This is a genomic window from Nocardia gipuzkoensis (assembly GCF_021183645.1).
In the GTDB taxonomy this organism is placed as follows: Bacteria; Actinomycetota; Actinomycetes; order Mycobacteriales; family Mycobacteriaceae; genus Nocardia; species Nocardia abscessus.
In genome coordinates, this window is the sequence record NZ_CP089225.1 from 3,336,113 (window position 1) to 3,350,544 (window position 14,432).

The following is a 14,432-nucleotide window of genomic DNA, read 5'->3' on the forward strand; positions in this document are numbered from 1 at the left end:
AGCGCTGTAGGACGGTATTCCTGGTCTATATCGGGGAGTACCCCCGGATTCGCACCGGCAAAAGATCATTTCGGGATGAAACTTCGTGCGCGATGTAGTGGGCTTGTCGGAGTCCGATGCGAGGATCGCGGCATGACCGCCATCCACCTCGCCCCGCCGGTCCCGGTGCTGCGCATGTTCGACGTCGCCCGGGCTTACGAGTTCTACCGGGACTACCTGGGATTCACGGTCGACTGGGAACATCGGTTCGGCGCGGAGTTCCCGCTCTACGCGCAGGTCTCCCGGGCCGAGGCGATGGTTCATCTCAGCGAGCACCACGGCGACGGCACGCCGGGAAGCGTCGTGTGGATCGCGGTCGGCGACGTGTTCGCCTGGCATGCCGAGCTGGCGGCCAAGAGCTACCGCTATGCCAACCCCGGTCGTCCGGAAGACGGTCCGGGCGGGCCGGGCTTCGAGCTGGTCGACCCGTCCGGCAACGTGCTCCGGTTCGCACAGCCGAAGTAGCGCGGCGCTGCTGTGGCGCCCGCGATCGCCGCACGGTTACGGTTGACTTCGTGGAGATCGCGCATACTGCCCCCGGCCCCGCGTCGGACCTGGAGCCCGAGCCGAGGACGGGTTGGCGCGGCGTCGGGCTCCCCCTGCTCGTGGCAGGAGTCGGACTGGGCGTCGGCGTGCTGTTGCATCTACGCGATCCGCACGTCGAAGGCTCCTACGGCACCTGCCCGGTCTACGCGCTGACCGGCTGGTACTGCCCCGGCTGCGGCGGCATGCGGGCCGTGCACAACCTCACCGACGGGCAGATCATCGATGCCCTGCACAGCAACTTGCTCGCGCTTCCGCTGGTCCTCGCGTTCGCGGTATGGGTGACGGACTGGACCATACGGGCCTGGCGTGGTCAGAAGATGAGGCTGCCATCGATCAGCCGGACCACGATGTGGACTTTCTTCACAGTGCTGGCGGTCTACACGGTGTTGCGCAATACGCCGTGGGGAACCTTGTTCACACCGGTGTAACAAAGCGCGACGGGGGCATCCGAAAGTATGAACGATTCGCTGAAGACCAGGGTGCGGCAGAAATTGCTGCGCCAACTCGGAGAGGACCCGCGGGACGCCGAACACGACGACCCGCGGCAGATCGCCGTCGAAACCGATCTGGACGCGCTGGCCAACGTCCCGGAGGACGATCCGCTCGTGGAGGAGCTGGCGGCACGCTATCTCGTGTTCTGATCAGGCGATCGAGGCGCCGCCGTAGGGCGGCAGCTGCGGTAGTCGCTCGGCGCGCAGCCAGCTCTCCCACAGGGATCGCAGCGGCACCAGGCTGTAGTGCCCCGCCAGGTCGGTGAATTCCTCGGTGGTCACCGACGCGTGGCGGTAGCGGATGGTCCACTCGCGCAGCAGGTCGAAGAATGCCGAGTCGCCGAGTTCCAGGCGAAGCGCATGCAGGGTCAGCGCGCCGCGCTTGTAGACGCGGTCGTCGAACATGCGCAGTGGTCCCGGATCGCCGACGACGATGTCCTGAGGCTCGCGGGAGAGGTTGTGCCGGGCGGCGCGAGCCAACTGATCGGCGGTGGGTCCGCCCGCCGCCTCCGACCAGATCCATTCGGCATAACAGGCGAAGCCTTCGTGCAGCCAGATGTCACGCCACTGCCGGATGGTCAGGCTGTTGCCGAACCACTGGTGCGCCAGTTCGTGCGCCACCAGCCGTTCGGCGCCGCGGCGGCCGTCGCAGTGGTTGGCTCCGAAGATGGATATGCCCTGCGCCTCGATCGGAATCTCCAGCTCGTCGTCGGTGACGACCACGGTGTAGTCCTCGAACGGGTACGGGCCGAACTTCTCGCTGAAGACCTCCAGCATCTTCGGCTGGCGAGCGAAGTCGTAATCGAAGTTGGCGCGCAGCCGCGGTGGCAGCACGGCGTGCATCGGCACCGAGGAGTGCGAAGAACCGACGCGGTGCTTGCGATAGTGGCCGATCTGGATGGTGGCCAGGTAGCTCGACATCGGTTCCGGCTGCTCGTACACCCACGTGGTCTGACTGGCCTTGGTCTGCTTGCGCAGCAGGGTCCCGTTGGCCACCGCGTAGTACGGCGAATCGGTGGTGATCGAGATCCGGTAGCTCGCTTTGGAGCTCGGGTGGTCGTCACAAGGGAACCAGGACGCCGCGCCATTGGGCTGGCTGGCCACGAGCGCCCCCTCGGTCAGTTCCTCCCAGCCCACATCGCCCCACGGCCCGCGCACCGGTTTCGGCGCGCCGCCGTACTGCACCACCAGCGAGAGCACGCCGCCTGCCGGAATCCGCTGGTTCGGCGCGATCACGAGTTTGCCGTGCTGGTGGGTGAACTTCGCGGCCTTGGCGCCGTTGACCGACACCTTCGTGACGCTCAGCGCCTGGGAGAGGTCGAGCGCGTACCGGGGCCGCACCTCGGTGGTCACCGCGGTGATCACGGCGCGTCCGGCGAGCCGGTTGGCGGCCACCCGATAGGACAGTTCGAGTTCGTACCGGGAAACGCGGTACCCCCGGTTGCCGTTCTGCGGGAGGTAGTCATCGATGGGGGCTTCGTAGAACTTGCCCGCCATCAGCGCGTCCCGGGATCGCCCGTGAACCAGGGCGCGATCGGGTTGCCCCACCAGCGCGTCGAAGCGGGAACCGCGTCACCGCGCATGACCAGGGAGGCCGGGCCGATAGTGGCGCCGTCGCCGAGGGCGGAGGCGGGCAATGCCACGCAGTGCGGCCCGAGGGTGGCGCCCGCGCCGATGGTGACGGTGTCCATGGCCATGATCCGGTCGTGGAACAGGTGGGTCTGCACCACACAGCCGCGTTCCACGGTCGCGCCGTCGCCGAGAGTCACCAGATCCGCCTCCGGTAGCCAGTAGGACTCGCACCATACCCCGCGGCCGATGTTTGCGCCGAGACCGCGAAGCCAGAGGTTCAGGACGGGCGTCCCGGTCGCCGCACGCGCGAACCACGGCGCGGCAACCGTTTCCACGAAGGTGTCGGAGACCTCGTTGCGCCAGACGAACGAACTCCACAGCGGGTGCTCCCCGGTGCGGATCCGCCCTACCAGCAACCATTTCGCGGCCACCGCGCTCGCTCCCGCGACGGCCCCCGCCGCGAGCAGCACCAGGCCGCTGAGCAGCGCGGCGGCCAGGTGGCCGAAGGTTTGCGCCAGCGCTGCCAGGGTGAACAGCACGCCGAGGCCGATCGCGAAGGTCACCAGAACCGGGATCAAGCGGCAGGTTTCGACGATGCCGCGGGCGACGCGCAGGCGGGCGGGCGGGTCGAAGGTACGCGCGGTGTCGGCGCTCTCCGCGGCGCGGCGCAGCCGGACCGGCGGGCTGCCCAGCCAGGACGAGCCCGCCTTCGCCTTCGACGGCGCCGCCGACAGCACCGCGACCAGCCCGTTCTTCGGGACACGGCGACCGGGCGCGGTCATCCCGGAGTTGCCGAGGAAAGCGCGTTTGCCGACCTTTGCCTCGCCGATGCGCAGCCAGCCGCCGCCGAGTTCGTAACCGGCGATCATGGTGTCGTCGGCCAGGAAAGCGCCGTCGGCGACGGTGGTGAACTTCGGTAGCAGCAGCACCGTGGACGCCTCGACGCTCTTGCCGACCTTGGCGCCGAGCAGGCGCAGCCACAGCGGGGTGAGCAGGCTGGCGTACAGCGGGAACAGGAAGGTGCGCGCGGAGTCCATCAGCCGCTCGGTGGCCCACGCCTGCCAGCCGACGCGGCTGCGCACCGGGTGGTAGCCCTCGGTCAGGCCGATGCTCAGCAGCCGGACCGCGATGATAGTCGTCGCGGCGTAGATACCCAGGCTGAGCAGTGTGGCGAGGGGAAGTACGGCGAACGCGCGCACGGCGCCCTCGGCGAGCGTGCCGCTGTCGCGAACGAACCAGGCGAGGAACGCGCCACCGGCGCCGATACCGAGAATCGGCATGGCGGCCAACGCCATCGACGTGATGCCGAAGATGCCGACCCAGTGCCGGGCTCGATGGGGTGTGTGCGGCGGCCAGCGGTGCTGGGCCTTGCCGACCTTCACCGCGGGCGAACCGGCCCACTCCTGCTCCGCCTTCACCTTGCCCGCTACCGCGGAGCCCGGGGCGACCTCGGCGTTCTTGCCGATCTTGGTACCGGGCAGCAAGATCGAGCGCGAGCCCACCACCGCGCCGGGGCCGATGGTGATCGGGCCGAGATGCACCACGTCGCCGTCGATCCAGTAACCGGACAGGTCGACTTCCGGCTCCACGCTGCAACCGTCGCCGAGTTCCAGCATGCCCGTCACCGGAGGGAGGCTGTGCAGATCGACGCCCTCGCCGATCTTCGCGCCGAGCGCGCGGGCGAACGGCACCATCCACGGCGCTCCGGAGAGGTTCTCGGCGCCGCTGGCCTCGGAAAGACGGACGGCGGCCCACAGGCGCAGATGCACCGAGCCGCCGCGCGGGTAGCGGCCGGGCCCGATGCCGCGCAGCAGCAGCCGCGCGCCGGCCACGCAGATCGCCATGCGGCCGGGCGGGGAGATGAACAGCAGGAACGCGATCAGCGTCCACCACCACGACAGCTGCGGCAGCCAGGGCAGCGAGCCGGACCACGCGGCGATGTTGCCGACGATCGCCAGCCAGGTGAACCACTGCAGTCCGGTGAGGGTGGTGAGCGGGATGGTGGCGAGCACCTGCGCCGCCTGCGCGGGCCGTGGGGTCGGGCGCACCGTCCGCTCGGCGACGGCTACGGCGGGCGTGGTCTGCTCCAGCAGGTCGGCCAGCGCGCCGAGGCGGGGATGATCGTAGACATCGGCGACGGCGATCTGCGGATACCGTTCGCGCAGCGCCGTGACCAGCTGCGCCGCCGCGAGCGAGCCGCCGCCGAGATCGAAGAAGTCCGCGCCGAGGTCGCCGACCTGGGCGCCGAGAATGGAATCCCACAGTCCGGCGACCCATTGCGCGGTACCGGTCAGATCGTTGTCGTCGTCGTCCTCGGCGGCATCGGGCAGCGGCCAGGGCAGCGCGTCGCGGTCGACCTTGCCGGAGGTGCGGGTGGGTAGCTCCCCGACCACCGCGAGCCGGGGCACCAGCGGAGCCGGGAGTCGTTCGGTGAGGATGGCGCGCGCGGCCTTGGCGTCGAACTCCGACCCCGGGCCGGTCAGGTAGCCGACCAGGATCTTGTTGCCCGCCTTGGTGGTCCGGATGGCCGCCGCGGCGCCGGTGACACCGGGGAGATGCTGTAGAGCGTTGTCGATCTCGCCGAGTTCGATGCGCCGCCCGCCCAGCTTGATCTGGTCGTCGGCGCGGCCGAGGAAGACCAGTCCGGCGCTGTCGTTGCGAACCAGGTCGCCGCTGCGGTACGCGCGCTCCCAGCCGACGGAGGCCAGCGGCGCGTACTTCTCGGCGTCCTTGACCGGGTCGAGATAGCGAGCCAGACCGACGCCGCCGATCACCAATTCGCCGGATTCGCCCTCGGCCACCGGGTTGCCCGCCTGATCCACCACGACCAGATCCCAGCCGTTGAGCGGGAGTCCGATGCGGACCGGCCACTGGCCGTCCAATCGCGCCGCGCACGCGACGACCGTCGCTTCGGTGGGGCCGTAGGTGTTCCACACCTCGCGAGCCGAATCGCCGTTCCCGGCTAGACGTTCGGCGAGCTCGGGCGGAACCGCCTCGCCGCCGAAGATGAGCAGGCGCACCGCCTCCAGCGCCTCGACCGGCCAGGTCGCCGCCAGCGTCGGCACGGTCGAGACCACGCTGACCTCGCGCCGCACCAGCCAGGGACCGAGATCGGCGCCGGTGCGCACCAGCTCACGCGGGGCGGGCACCAGGCAGGCGCCGTTGCGCCAGGCCAGCCACATCTCCTCGCAGGACGCGTCGAAGGCGACCGACAGACCCGCGAGAACCCGGTCGCCGGGACCGATCGGGGCGTCGGGGAGGAACAGGTCGGCTTCGGCGTCGACGAAGGCGGCGGCGTTGCGGTGTGTGACGGCAACGCCTTTCGGAGTGCCGGTGGAACCGGAGGTGAAGATGATCCAGGCGTCGTCGCCGGGGCTGGGCAGCGTCGACCAGGTTTCCTCGCGTTGCTGCTCTGCCGCGCGGATGCCCGCGGCAGTGGTCTCGATGCCATCGGCGGTCACGATCGCGGTGACCTGCGCTTCCCCGAAGACGAGGTGGGCGCGCTCGTCCGGGTCGTCGGCGTCGACCGGCACGTACGCGGCCCCGGAGTACAGGATGGCGAGGATGGTCACGTAGAGCCCGCGGGTGCCCGACGGCATACGCACGCCGACCCGGTCGCCCGGCCGCACGCCCGCCGTGGCGAGGCGGGCCATGGTCTTCTCGATCTCGACGACCAGCTCCAGATAGGACAGCACCACTCGGCCGTCATCGATGGCGGGAGCGTCGGGATGTGCGAGCGCCGTGGCGGTCAGGATGTCGACGAGCGTCCTGGCCTCGGGCGCGCGGTCGCCGCGCGACAACGGGCGCGCCGGCATGTCGACGTCTGTCTCGAGCATGGTGCTCTGCGCACCTCCCATCGGCCTGCCTCACACTTTCCTGTTGTTGTGTCATAGCTGGGTTACCAAAGGGCAAACGCCACGACGGCCAATCGTCCACGGTACCCGGGGTCGCTGTCGTGCGTTGTTCACCGGACGCTGCCCGGGATCGACTGGCGCGGAGCGCGTTGTTGCAGGTGAGATCGATATTTCTCGCATCGCACAGGGCAACCGCTGGTCGGCGGGGCATCCCGTTGGTTCGCCGGGAGATCGCTGGGTGCGGGGGTGTGATTCCGCTCATGGGTGCGCTCGGCAGACTCCGCCGCGCGGTGGCGCCGATGTCGAGTGCGCAAAGGTTCACGGCGGGCTTTGGCAGCCGGTCGCGGAAGCGCGGGCGCGGCAGGTCCACGCAGAGCGTCGGGTCGACGCGGCTCGCGCGCTGTCGTGGGGGTGCTTGTAATGGCTCTCGCGTGGTGGTTATGTCCACGCGGTGCTCGTGGAAGCTCGGGTGGAACGTGGTTGACAGCGCCGGGGCGCTTCTGCCACTCTCGGGTCAGGTCATGAGTGCCAGCGTCAAGCCCCGGCTTGCTGGCCGGCAACCCTCCTCCGCGGTGGGGTGCTCCGGGTGACGACCCGGCCGCCGCCCAACTGGGCGCGGCAAGCGCGGACTCGACGAATCATTTTCGATTGCGGGTCCCTGAGCCGACGGGATTTCACGTGATGACTACTGCTGTCGACAATGCCTGTGCCGCACTCGCCCGAGTCTCCGGTGACGAACTGCGCGTACCGCTGGTGCAGGGTGGAACGGCGACCTACGCCAACTTCGACTACGCGGCGAGCGCACCGGCGTTGACGCAGGTGACCGACCGCGTGCAGCAGTTGCTGCCGTACTACGCGAGCGTGCATCGCGGCGCGGGCTACGCCTCCCGGATCTCTACCGAGTGCTACGAGGCCGCCCGCGGGTCGGTCTCCCGGTTCCTCGACGCCGCCGATGACCAGGTGGTGGTCTTCACCCGCAACACCACGGACTCGCTGAATCTGCTCGCCTCCTGCGTTCCCGGTGACACCGTGGTGCTCGACGTCGAGCACCACGCGAACTTCCTGCCGTGGACGAGGCGCGGTCGCCGCGTCGTAGCGGCCGCCGACACGGTCGAGGAGACCGTCGGCAGGTTGGTCGCCGAACTGTGCAGCAGGCCCGCCGCCTTGCTCGCGGTGACCGGCGCGTCGAACGTGACCGGGGAGGTGCTTCCGCTGGAGCGGCTGGCCACCATCGCCCACCAGTGCGGCGCCCGGATCCTGGTGGACGCGGCTCAATTGGCGCCGCATCGGCGGATCAGCCTGCGCGACATCGGAATCGACTACCTGGCGTTCTCCGGGCACAAGCTGTACGCGCCGTTCGGTGCGGGTGTGCTGGTGGGCAGAAGGGATTGGCTCGACGCGGCGCGGCCCTATCTGGCGGGCGGCGGGGCAGTGCGCGAGGTGAGTATCGACGGGGCCGAGTGGGCGCCCGCTCCGCAGCGCCACGAAGCCGGGTCGCCGAATGTGCTCGGCGCCGCCGCGCTGGCGGCCGCCTGTGACGCGCTCGGGGCCATCGACGCCGAAACCCTTGCCGCGCACGAACACCGGCTCGCCGACCGCCTGCGCGACGGCTTGGCAGCTATTGCCGGTGTCCAGCAGTTGCGTATCTGGATCGACAGCCCCGATTCCGTCGGCATCGTCGCCTTCACGCTCGACGACTTCGCCCCCGGCCATGTCGCCGCCTATCTCTCCGCCGAACACGGCATCGGCGTGCGTGACGGACGTTTCTGTGCCCACCCGCTGCTCACCCGCCTCGGCTTGGACGGCGCTCTGCGCGCCAGCATCGGTCTCGGCACCACCTCCGCCGACGTGGACCGCCTGATCGATGCGCTCGCCGCACTCGTGCGAACCGGCCCCACCTGGAACTACGCCCCCACCAACGGCCTGTGGAACCCCACCCCGGAAACCCGCCCCTTCACCTCCACCGCCCCCAGCGGCGCCGCCCCCTGCCTCGTCGAATAACGCGAGCGCGGCCTCAGTTCCGGAACTGGACCCTTCCGCAGCAGAAGTGGATATAGCATTGATGCTATGGGTTGGGGTATTGTGGAGTTGGAACCGGAGGTACGCGATTGGTTGGAGAAACTCTCCTCGGTCGCATTCGCCCGAGTGGCGTTCTACATCGATTTGCTTGCAGACAAGGGCCGCTACTCGGTGAACCGTACACGCGGCAGTTGGACGGTAAACTGCGGGAACTGCGGTTCTATTTGGGCAATTTCGCGGTCCGGCTGACCTACTGGATTGCACCTGGGCGTCGGATTGTGATGCTGACCGTGTTCGTCAAGACGAGGATGCGGGAGCATGCCGAGGTTGAACGAGCGCGGCGAGCGCTTGACCGCTGCATCGCGGCGCGGCACACGGCCGAGGAGGATGAGATCAATGGCTGAGCGTGGTGGATGGGCGGAGATCAGGAACCGCCGGATGAAGGAGCCGGCCGCCGCTGAAGCTTACGAAGCGGCCCGGTTGGCCTACGAACTCGGTCGAACGATTCGGCGCATGCGCGAGGAGCGTGGCTGGAGTCAGACTGGGCTGGCCGACGCCGCAGGTATGACCCAGTCCGCGGTCGCCAGGTTCGAGGCGGGTGGGACGGTGCCGAGCCTTCCGGTGCTGGAGCGGCTGGCCCGCGCGCTCGACGCGGAGTTGGTGGTGCAGGTGCGGCCTCGGGTGGCGTAGCCGGAGTCAGTCGCCCAGTGCGGTCGGGCGGTAGTAGCGCCCGTTGTAATACAGCAGTGGCGCGGCGGCGGGTTTCTCGTCGGTGTTGTCGTGCACCCGGGTGACCAAGCCGACGACGAAGGTGTGGTCGCCGATGGGGATCAGTTGGTGCACGGTGGCGCGTAGCCAGATGGGGGTGCCGTGCAGGACCGGCTCGCCGGTGTCCAGGGTGGTCCACAAGGCGCGGTCGGTGAAGCGCTCCTCGGCGGTCCGGGAGAACCGATGCGCCAGGTGCTGCTGGTGTTCGCCGAGGAAGTGGATGACGACGGACTCGGCGTCTCGCATGGCGGACAGGCTGGAGGAGGTGTGCGCGATGTTGAACGAGACCAGCGGCGGGTCCAGGGACAGCGAAGCGAACGAGGTCGCGGTGAAGCCGACCGGCCCCCGCGGCGAATGCAGTGTGACGACCGTGACGCCGGCCGGATAGTGGCGCATGGACGCGCGGTACTGCTCCGCGGTGATGCCGCTCAGGTCATCGGGGATCCGCAGTTCCGTCTCGGGGCGTGGTGCGTCGGTCACATGACGAAACTACGCCCGGATTGCCCGCACGCGAGGTGTGTGTGGCGTTCGGCATGATTTGCGACCCGTGCGCCGGAGTCAGTCCACGTCGAGCGGGAGACCGGCGGTGATCCGCAGCAATTCCGGGAACGACGTGCGGAAGATCGTGTTCGGGTGCCCGCCCGCCGCCCAGATCTCGCGATGGCGCCCCAGCGCGTTGTCCACCCAGGTGGGCAGGTTCGTCGGGTGGCCGACGGGCGCGACGCCGCCGATGGGCTGACCGGTCACCGCGCGCACCATATCGGCGGGAGCGCGGGTCAGTGTGCCTTCCAGACGCGCGCCGGTCTTGTCCAAGTCGACCTGGTGCTCGCCCGACACCAGCAGCAGCACCGGGTCGTCGTCGAGCAGGAACACCAGCGATTTCGTGATCGCCCCCACGTCGACGCCGAGTGCGCGCGCGGCGTCCGCCGCGGTGTGCGTCGGTTCCGGCTGGGCGACGATGAGTCCATGATGACCTCGGGAGATGAGGGTGTCCGCGACCCGGCAGGCGACCGGTGGCAATGACGACCTGCGCATCTCACCAGGGTAGAGCGATTGCGGACGGTACGCCGGACAAGTCGAATCGCGGGCTCAGTATTCCGGGTAGCCCTCGCTCGGACCGAGCATCCCGGCGATCCGTTCGCGGGTGATCCGCGCCAGCTCCGGCAGATCGCGCGACGAGACCGGTTCGTGCGCAACCGCTTCGAAGGCGCGGTCGACATCCCGTGGAGACAGCGCGAGCAGTTCCAGATCGGCCTTGGTCAGCAGGGCATCCCGGTCCGGATACGGTCGGGCGTCGCTCAGTGTGGCGGCCCATGTGACGTTGCAGCAGCACTCGTACAGGGCGTGCACCGCGCGGGCGCGCGGCATTTCGTTGAACCGGTCCAGGCCGATTCCCCGATGCATCAGCATGGTGTCCTCCGAACCCGATGAATGAGGTTTGCTGACTCGACCATGATCCGCCGTCCGGCGAGCCGGGAACCAGTGCGCCGCCGCCATTTTGCACAGGATTTACACGCTGCGGAGTTTCACCGCGAATCCTTGCATACCGGGATCTCCCGGGCCGGGATACCGGCCGCGCGTCACCTCGATACGCTGTACAAATGACAGATTGGCAGGCTTTCACCGTCGAAACCAAGGATCACGTCGCGCAGGTGACGCTGACCGGCCCCGGCAAGGGAAATGCGATGGGTCCCGACTTCTGGCGCGAGCTGCCGGAGGTCTTCCAGGCACTGGACGCCGACCCGGAGGTGCGCGCCATCGTGCTGACCGGCTCGGGAAAGCACTTCTCCTACGGTCTGGACCTGCCCGCGATGAGCGGCACGTTCGGTCCGCTGATGGCCGAGCGCGCCTTGGCCGCGCCGCGTACCGACTTCCTCACCGACCTGCGCAAGATGCAGGCTTCGGTCACGGCGGTGGCGGACTGCCGCAAGCCGGTGATCGCCGCGGTGTCCGGCTGGTGCATCGGCGGCGGGCTGGATCTGATCGCGGCGGTCGACATCCGCTACGCCAGCGCGGACGCCAAGTTCAGCTTGCGTGAGGCCAAGGTCGCGATCGTCGCCGACATCGGCTCGCTGCACCGGCTGCCCGGCATCATCGGCGAGGGTCACCTGCGCGAGCTGGCCTACACGGCCAAGGACATCGACGCCGCACGAGCGGAGAAGATCGGCCTGGTCAACGACGTCTTCCCGGACCAGGAAGCGGCGCTGGACGCGGCGCACGCCACCGCGCGCGAGATCGCCGCCAATCCGCCGCTGGTGGTGCAGGGCGTCAAGGACGTGCTGGATCAGCGCCGCAAGGACGAGGTCGCCGCGGGCCTGCGCTACGTCTCCGCGTGGAATGCCGCGTTCCTGCCCTCGGAGGATCTCACCGAGGCGATCAAGGCCGTCTTCGAGAAGCGCGCGCCCGAGTTCCGCGGCCGGTGACCCCACGGCGCGCCCGCACCGCCGTGGGCGCGCCGTGCCCGTACCCAAGGGTGGGTATCGAGGGTGGGCAAGGTGATTCGCCTCAGGGTTGCTTTGCCCTCACCCTAGGGGTGGGTGTGCGAGGCGCCGATCGCCCATATCGTTTGGGACGTCAGAAATTTCGCCTCGCATTCAGGAGCAAAACCAATGCGTATCAAGTCCTTCTTCGCCGCTGGTCTGCTGGCCATCGCCGCCGTCGCCGGGGTGTCGACGGCTGCTTCGGCCTCGGCCGCGCCGGTTTACCAGGACGTCGCCTACGGCGGCACCTACGTCGGCACCTACGCCACGCTGAACGCCTGCCGCGCCGACGGCGAGTCGCCGAGCACCGGTGGCTACTACTGGGAGTGCATCGAAGCCTGGGACGGCTGGGACCTTTACATCTACTACTGAGCCACCTGTCACAGAGAAGGGGCATCCGGCATCCGGGTGTCCCTTTTCGCCTTCCGAGATCCGAATCTCAGGTCACAACGAAAGCGGGGAGTCCGATGGAACGGACTCCCCGCTTTCGTTGTGTCCAGCGGACTTTCAGTGCCCGCCCTGGTCCTTCAGGCGCTGAATGGACGCCTCCACTTCGGCCTCGGCCTCGGCGCGACCGACCCACTCCGAACCCTTGACGTACTTGCCGGGCTCCAGGTCCTTGTAGCGCTCGAAGAAATGCTTGATCGCGGCCAGCTCGAACTCCGGGACGTCCTTCAGATCCTGGATGTGGTCCCAGCGCGGGTCGCCCGCGGGCACGCACAGGACCTTGTCGTCGCCGCCCGCCTCGTCGGTCATCTTGTACATCGCGACCGGACGGGCCTCCACGATCACACCCGGGAACACCGAGTCGGGCAGCAGGACCAGCGCGTCCAGCGGGTCACCGTCCTCGCCGAGGGTGTTCTCGATGAAACCGTAGTCGGCGGGATAGACCATGGACGTGTACAGGAACCGGTCGAGCCGGACCCGGCCGGTCTCGTGATCGACCTCGTACTTGTTCCGGGAACCCTTGGGGATCTCGATCGTGACGTCGAACTCCACGCCATCTCCTTCGTGCATCGGTGCCGAGCCCGGCGACTCGGCTTCTTTCGGCGACTGCCGACTCGGCCGCTGCGGAGTGCCGACTCGCCAGGTTGTTCAGGGGAACGGTTGCGCAACGAGGATAGTGTGGTCGGCGCGGACATGGGTGCGGCAGGCGGCTGCTGCGGGAATCGGTCAGGAGAGCGGCGGCGACGTGTTTGGTGGCAACGAGAACATCGGTGGGCTGGCCGCCCGGCGGCGCCGCAACAGATGGATCTGGATATCGACCACGCTGATCGTGCTGCTCGCCGTCGCCGTGGTGGCACTGGTCACGGTGCGGCCGTGGACCGACGAGTTCCGGCACGGCGGTCTGACCGTCGTCGCCGCGCCCGCGCCGGTCGAGCCCTCCCCGCGGATCGGTCCGGCCCGGTCGACCGGTTCCGCGCCGAGTGCCGCGGGGATCGCCGCCGCACTGGCGCCGGTGATCGGCAACCCGGACCTCGGCGCGTTCGCGGGGCAGGTGACCGACGCCGACAGCGCGATCGTGCTGTGGAGCGGTGACGCGAACCGGCCGATGATCCCGTCGTCCACCGCGAAGATCCTCCTCACGGCGGCCGCCCTGCTCACGCTGCCCGCTGAGCACCGGGTGACGACGAAGGTGGTCGCCGGTGCGGCGCCGAACGAGCTGGTGCTGGTCGGCGGCGGCGATCCGACTCTCACCGCGCAGCCGGACGGCAAGGGGTACTACCCGAACGGTCCGCGGCTGTCCGACCTGGTCGGCCAGATCAAGACCGCGGGCCGCCCGGTGGACACGATCGTCGTGGACACCTCCGCCTTCGCGGGCCCGACCATGGCGAAGGGCTGGGACCCGATCGACATCCCGGAGGGTTCCATCGCCCCGATCGAGTCGGTGATGATCGACGGCGGCCGCTTGCAGCCGCTCGTCGAGTACTCGCCGCGTACCGCCACGCCCGCGCTGGACGCGGGCCGGCGACTGGCGGTCGAGCTGGGGCTCGACCCGGCGCGGGTCCGGGCGGGCGTCGCGCCCGCGGGCGCGGCCGAGGTCGCCTCCGTGCGGTCGGCGCCGCTGCGTGACCGGCTGCGCGACATGATGGTGTACTCCGACAACGTGCTGGCCGAGACGATCGGACGGGAGCTTGCCGCGGCCACCGGTGACGACGCGTCCTTCGACGGCGGGGTCGCCGCGGTGCGCACGGCGCTGAGCACGGCAGGTTTCGATCTGACCGGCCTGGATATGCACGACAGCAGCGGGCTTTCGGTCGACGACCGGATTCCCGCGCGATTGCTCGACCGGGTCGTGGCGACCGCGGCCAAGCCGACCGGCGCCACGGCGGTGCAACCGGCCGGTACCAAGGCCAAGCCCGAGAACGACCGCGTCGCCGCCACCTTGGCTCCGATGCTCGACGCTCTGCCGGTCGCCGGCGCAACCGGGTCGCTGACCGGCCGCTACGTCGCCCGCGACCGCCAAGCCGCGGGCTGGGTGCGCGCCAAGACCGGAACTCTGTCGGTGTCCAGCGCGTTGGTCGGGTATGTGCTGGACGCCGATGGGCGGGTGCTGACCTTCGCTCTGATGTCGAACGACCGACCGCCGGAGGTGAGCAGGCCCGCGTTGGACGCGATCGCAGGCACGCTGCGAAATTGTGGATGCTCGTGACGGGTGGTTG

General features: G+C 69.1%; 15 protein-coding genes and 1 riboswitch. Of the genes, 9 read left to right on the forward strand and 6 right to left on the reverse strand.

Going from position 1 to position 14,432, the window contains the following annotated elements:
- Positions 1–132 precede the first annotated feature (132 nt).
- From LTT66_RS14885 to LTT66_RS14895, 3 genes are read left to right on the forward strand one after another with little or no spacing between them, the layout of a single operon-like run.
- Positions 133–504, forward strand: coding sequence for a glyoxalase superfamily protein (locus LTT66_RS14885; RefSeq protein ID WP_233067799.1), 372 nt, complete (start codon positions 133–135; stop codon positions 502–504).
- 50 nt (positions 505–554) lie between these two features.
- Positions 555–1,013 (forward strand): DUF2752 domain-containing protein, encoded by a 459-nt coding sequence (locus tag LTT66_RS14890; protein WP_233067801.1) that lies wholly within the window; start codon positions 555–557, stop codon positions 1,011–1,013.
- A gap of 27 nt (positions 1,014–1,040) precedes the next feature.
- Positions 1,041–1,226 carry a hypothetical protein gene (locus LTT66_RS14895; protein ID WP_043703544.1) on the forward strand — a complete coding sequence of 62 codons (186 nt, stop codon included), beginning with the start codon at positions 1,041–1,043 and terminating at the stop codon, positions 1,224–1,226.
- On the opposite strand, the gene LTT66_RS14900 is transcribed toward LTT66_RS14895, so the two are convergent.
- Both LTT66_RS14900 and LTT66_RS14905 read right to left on the reverse strand, forming a co-directional pair.
- Entirely contained in the window at positions 1,227–2,573 is a 1,347-nt protein-coding gene (locus LTT66_RS14900) for a M1 family metallopeptidase (RefSeq protein ID WP_195066569.1), read from the reverse strand. It lies immediately after the preceding gene.
- Positions 2,573–6,484 carry a Pls/PosA family non-ribosomal peptide synthetase gene (locus LTT66_RS14905; protein WP_233067803.1) on the reverse strand — a complete coding sequence of 1,304 codons (3,912 nt, stop codon included), beginning with the start codon at positions 6,482–6,484 and terminating at the stop codon, positions 2,573–2,575. The genes LTT66_RS14900 and LTT66_RS14905 overlap by 1 nt, the downstream gene beginning before the upstream one ends.
- Positions 6,485–7,019: 535 nt before the next feature.
- Positions 7,020–7,133, forward strand: a riboswitch (SAM riboswitch).
- 50 nt (positions 7,134–7,183) lie between these two features.
- On the opposite strand from LTT66_RS14905, the gene LTT66_RS14910 reads away from it, so the two are divergent.
- The 3 genes from LTT66_RS14910 (at position 7,184) to LTT66_RS14920 (ending at position 9,211) form a co-directional block, all read left to right on the forward strand.
- Positions 7,184–8,503 carry an aminotransferase class V-fold PLP-dependent enzyme gene (locus LTT66_RS14910; RefSeq protein WP_233067806.1) on the forward strand — a complete coding sequence of 440 codons (1,320 nt, stop codon included), beginning with the start codon at positions 7,184–7,186 and terminating at the stop codon, positions 8,501–8,503.
- 209 nt (positions 8,504–8,712) lie between these two features.
- On the forward strand, positions 8,713–8,925 hold the full coding sequence (locus tag LTT66_RS14915) for a type II toxin-antitoxin system RelE/ParE family toxin (protein ID WP_233067808.1): 213 nt from the start codon (positions 8,713–8,715) through the stop codon (positions 8,923–8,925).
- Positions 8,918–9,211, forward strand: a complete 294-nt coding sequence (locus LTT66_RS14920; RefSeq protein ID WP_233067811.1) for a helix-turn-helix domain-containing protein — start codon at positions 8,918–8,920, stop codon at positions 9,209–9,211. Before LTT66_RS14915 ends, LTT66_RS14920 begins: the two co-directional genes overlap by 8 nt.
- Before the next feature lie 6 nt (positions 9,212–9,217).
- Here the strand turns inward: LTT66_RS14920 and LTT66_RS14925 are convergent, their stop codons facing one another.
- The 3 genes from LTT66_RS14925 to LTT66_RS14935 form a co-directional block, all read right to left on the reverse strand.
- Positions 9,218–9,769, reverse strand: coding sequence for a flavin reductase family protein (locus LTT66_RS14925; protein WP_369123362.1), 552 nt, complete (start codon positions 9,767–9,769; stop codon positions 9,218–9,220).
- Between the two features lie 78 nt (positions 9,770–9,847).
- Positions 9,848–10,324 carry a YbaK/EbsC family protein gene (locus tag LTT66_RS14930; RefSeq protein WP_195066573.1) on the reverse strand — a complete coding sequence of 159 codons (477 nt, stop codon included), beginning with the start codon at positions 10,322–10,324 and terminating at the stop codon, positions 9,848–9,850.
- 54 nt (positions 10,325–10,378) lie between these two features.
- On the reverse strand, positions 10,379–10,699 hold the full coding sequence (locus LTT66_RS14935; protein ID WP_043685845.1) for a 2-oxo-4-hydroxy-4-carboxy-5-ureidoimidazoline decarboxylase: 321 nt from the start codon (positions 10,697–10,699) through the stop codon (positions 10,379–10,381).
- A 191-nt stretch (positions 10,700–10,890) separates the two neighbouring features.
- On the opposite strand from LTT66_RS14935, the gene LTT66_RS14940 reads away from it, so the two are divergent.
- Both LTT66_RS14940 and LTT66_RS14945 read left to right on the forward strand, forming a co-directional pair.
- Positions 10,891–11,712 carry a crotonase/enoyl-CoA hydratase family protein gene (locus LTT66_RS14940; protein ID WP_195066574.1) on the forward strand — a complete coding sequence of 274 codons (822 nt, stop codon included), beginning with the start codon at positions 10,891–10,893 and terminating at the stop codon, positions 11,710–11,712.
- Between the two features lie 186 nt (positions 11,713–11,898).
- Positions 11,899–12,141, forward strand: a complete 243-nt coding sequence (locus LTT66_RS14945; protein WP_195066575.1) for a hypothetical protein — start codon at positions 11,899–11,901, stop codon at positions 12,139–12,141.
- A gap of 135 nt (positions 12,142–12,276) precedes the next feature.
- Here LTT66_RS14945 and LTT66_RS14950 read toward each other — a convergent pair whose 3' ends face one another.
- Positions 12,277–12,768 (reverse strand): inorganic diphosphatase, encoded by a 492-nt coding sequence (locus LTT66_RS14950; RefSeq protein ID WP_043685919.1) that lies wholly within the window; start codon positions 12,766–12,768, stop codon positions 12,277–12,279.
- 193 nt (positions 12,769–12,961) lie between these two features.
- Between LTT66_RS14950 and dacB the strand changes: the two genes are divergently transcribed.
- Complete coding sequence (dacB, locus tag LTT66_RS14955; protein ID WP_408638798.1) at positions 12,962–14,422, forward strand: D-alanyl-D-alanine carboxypeptidase/D-alanyl-D-alanine endopeptidase; 1,461 nt, start codon at positions 12,962–12,964, stop codon at positions 14,420–14,422.
- Positions 14,423–14,432: the final 10 nt, after the last annotated feature.